Raw genomic sequence first — 1859 nt, forward strand, 5'->3', positions numbered from 1 at the left:
GTATAAAGTCTATCCTTTACTTCTTTAATAGCGTTTCCTAAAGATATTTTATTTACAGGATCATAATAAAAATTATTTTCTTTATTATATTTTTTTGTAAATTGAATTACATTTTGCAGTTGTAATTTCGTTGTATCTGGCAAATCACTTTGACCGATTTCTTCCATGTTTAAACTAGGTAATTTCGCAATTAAATTCTCGATTTGTTTCTTTATTCGAGCATCTGGTTGTTTCATTAATGTATTTATAAAGATTTCTTGCTTTCCATCATTCGACATAGATTGCTTTAACTTCTTAATTACCGTCTCTTGAATATCACTTTCTAACTTTCCTGCAAGTTCTGTATCATATTCAGACACTTGTTTTTTTACATCTGCTAAATATTTTTGAATCGCTGCAGCATCAGTTAAAATATTCGGTTCTTTCTCTGAAAACGTAAATTGATTTGAAATAATTTTATTAGCGGATTCCAATGCACTTAATTGCTTTAAAGCATCGCCTGTATTCATATCATTCATATATTGATTGAATTGATTTGTGAAATTATTCGCTAACAAATTGTTATCAGTTTGCATTTTTTGAAAGTTATTAAAACCATCTAAATACGTACTGTTAGATTTATTCCCTTCATCTAATGCTTGACCGAAACCTTTTAAAACATCCTGAAATCCTTTGAAACTATTAACAGAAACACCTGTATAATCCTGTACTGTTTTAAATTGATTTGTGTAATTTGCTAACGGACTATGTATATCTTTTTTATACATAGTTGTTTGAACGTTTCCTTTTTCAATTATTTTACCTATATTATCTTGTGCACCTTGTAGCTTACCGATAATACTCGCAAAATAAACGTCGATTATTTGCTTATTGAAATCTTCTAAAATAACAGAAGCTGTATTTTCTGCCTCAGCTTTCAAATCCTTATTCCCAGTTGCATTTACTTTGTAGTTTAACGTTAATTTCTCTGGAATCTCTGAATCAATCGCAACTGCCTTCCTAGAAAAATCATTTGGAATAACAATCATCATATTGTAATTATTATTTTTTAATCCATTTTCCGCTACCCCGCGACTAACTACGTACCATTCTTGTTTCGTATTTTTATTTACATTTTTAACAAATTGATCTCCAAACGCTATTTTATTGCCCTCAAATACAGTGCCCTGATCTTCATTTACCAACGCAACTGTCATTTTTGGTGTAGTATTCTCATTAGCTTTCTTAACATTTTGATTTAATGCTAAATAGGAGACCCCTGTCGATAGTACAAGAGCTAAAATAATAAACAACAAGATGCTCCATTTGAACTTTTTCACTACTTATCACTCCTGCGACTGCGAGTCTATCTGATGAAAGACTTCGTATCTTACTCTAGTTTTAAAGTAATTTAGCCATACAACGTATGGTTGCATGGCTAAATTATATATTTCTTTTTATCTGTCTTATTGTAGACCGAAATTACGAGAAAGATCTTCGTCATGTCTAGCAACAGCTTCTGCAGTTTTATTAAGCTGCATATTAATTTCTTGTAATAGCTGTGCGAAGTTTTGTACTTTTGGCTTTAATTGATTGAACTGTTGGTCAAAACCTTCGAAAGCACGACCTTCCCATTCTCCTCTTAATTCATTTTGTAAGTTTTGTAGTTGACGTAAAATGTCCTCAATTTGATTTGCACCTTGTCCATATTGGTGACATACGAATTTGTCCTGCCATTATTAAATCCCCCTTAAAATTAAAAAATAGTAAAATTAACCAATAATCAATTCTACAAATTGATTATATCAATAATTTAAAAATTTCTAAACAAAAAAATGATATTTTTCCAAAATTTCTCTTTTACTATAATAACGATATAT

1 protein-coding gene and 1 pseudogene are annotated in these 1859 nt (G+C 30.0%); both read right to left on the bottom strand.

Features of this window, described 5'->3' with window-relative positions; translation table 11 throughout:
* Positions 1–1319 (bottom strand): type VII secretion protein EsaA (gene esaA, locus ABWK52_RS29035; protein WP_353772362.1); only part of this gene is annotated, 1319 nt, incomplete at its 3' end.
* Between the two features lie 126 nt (positions 1320–1445).
* Positions 1446–1716: pseudogene (locus ABWK52_RS29040) on the bottom strand (WXG100 family type VII secretion target).
* Positions 1717–1859 lie beyond the last annotated feature (143 nt).

This window comes from Bacillus sp. AP50, from assembly GCF_040492675.1.
GTDB classification, from domain to species: domain Bacteria; phylum Bacillota; class Bacilli; order Bacillales; family Bacillaceae_G; genus Bacillus_A; species Bacillus_A cereus.